Raw genomic sequence first — 1,755 nt, 5'->3', positions numbered from 1 at the left:
ATAATCTGCAGGCCGTTGGCCTTCGCGCGGGCGATCACGGTGTCCATCAGGACCAGGGGCGTCTTGCCCTCCAGCGCGTAGGCGCGGTTGGCCCAGTAGTTCAGGTTGCCCTTGATGGATGCCGCTGCCAGGCACTCGTTGGAGAACGGCAGGCGGACGGTGTTGAATCCCATCGATTTGATGTTGGCCAGGGCCTCGTCGATGGTCAGGGTTCCCCAGAGCCCGTGCGGCATGCAGTCGGTGGTTTCCATGCCGAACCAGGACGCGGCCTTGATCGTATACGGGGCGTTGTTCGAGTCCAGGATCCTCGCGCCAGAGGTGTGCAGCCAGCCGGTGGGCTGCGGCGTTGTGGCGGCAGAGGCCAGGGGAAGCGAGGCCGCGGCGACGCCGGTGAGGGCCAGTCCGGCAGCCACAGCGATGCCCAGAAGGGTGGCAGTCAGGCTCGGGCGCCTTCCCCCGGCGTGGAGTGGGGGATTCGAAAACGGTTTCACAGTTCCTCCGTGAGAATGGCGTGCAGGTGCGGCCTGGTTGGTGCGGCTCTTGGCGCGCGGGGCGGCACCGAGGATGAGGGCCCCTTCCGGCGGGTGCCGGTGGGTGCCGTCCGAGCTCATGGGTGTGTTGCCTTTCAGTCCGTCATTGTGGGTCCCCCCGGCCCGCACAATACGGATCGGCTCTCAAAAAGTACCAAGCTGCCGCCCAGAAAGAACCTCTTTGGCCAATATTTCCTTCTGCGCCTCGACCCCGCGACAGGCCCCTGACCTGCGTATTGTCTTTTTCCGGGCCGTCCGTCAGCCTTAGGAAATGGAACGGCCCCGGCGCAGGATGCCAGCCGGCCAGCAATACCCGCCGTCGCGGTCCGGCCAAACCGGGAATTGGCGGCACCGGCTGTGGGGCCCGGTTGTCGGCTTCGGCCTGGTCAGCCTCGCCGCGGACATGGTGTCCGACGGCGCCCGCCCGCTCGGCGGTCCCCTGCTGGCCCAGCTCGGTGCGTCCGCGCTGTTCGTCGGCCTCGTGACCGGCGCCGCCGAAGCCGCGTCCCAGGGACTCCGGCTGGTGTTCGGCCCCTGGGCGGACCGCACCGGGAAGTACTGGACTTTCACGATGGCCGGCTATGTGCTGACGGCGGTGTGCGTCCCGCTGCTGGCATTGACGCCGCTCGCCGGGACCGCCGGGATGGCCCTGGCGGCCGTGCTCATCATCGGGGACAGGGTCGGCAAAGCCGTCCGAAGCCCGGCGAAAACCGTGCTGCTCGCCACCGTCGCCGGGCCGGTTGGCCGGGGCCGCGGCTTCGCCGTCCACAAGTCCCTCGATCTGGCCGGGGCGCTCTTGGGCCCGCTGCTCGTCTCGGCGGTGCTGGTTACCACCGGCTCACTGCCGGCAGCCTTTGCGGTGCTCATCATTCCGGCGGCGGCGGCGCTGGCGATTCTCGTTTGGCTGCGCCGCCGCGTCCGGGATCCCGGCGCGGACAGGCCTGCGGCCGACCCCTCCGTACTGCCGGAGCCGCCCCGCGGGAAACCCGCCGGGCGGCCGCCGTCGGCGCTCTCCAGCGTCTTCATCTTGTTCGCGTTGGCCGGGTTCTTCTGGAGCGCCGGACTGGTCGCCTTCGGCGTCATCTCCTATCACCTGACGGCCGACGTGGCTGTCCCCGTTTCGGTGGTTCCGCTGCTGTACGCCGGCGCCATGGGGGCCGGCGCCGTCGGGGCCCTCGCCAGTGGCGTCCTTTACGACCGCGCCGGGGCGGCCGTGCTCCTGGCA

General features: G+C 69.6%; 2 protein-coding genes. One reads left to right on the top strand and one right to left on the bottom strand.

Going from position 1 to position 1,755, the window contains the following annotated elements; genetic code table 11:
- The coding region (locus LQV45_RS29980) for a cellulase family glycosylhydrolase (protein WP_230010821.1) at positions 1-413 on the bottom strand (413 nt) is incomplete at its 3' end.
- 520 nt (positions 414-933) lie between these two features.
- Between LQV45_RS29980 and LQV45_RS29975 the strand changes: the two genes are divergently transcribed.
- Positions 934-1,755 (top strand): MFS transporter (locus tag LQV45_RS29975; RefSeq protein WP_230010818.1); only part of this gene is annotated, 822 nt, incomplete at its 3' end.

This window comes from Microbacterium sp. Bi128 (genome assembly GCF_918698205.1).
Note: the sequence above shows the minus strand (reverse complement) of the source record. Positions and strands in the feature narration are given on the sequence as shown.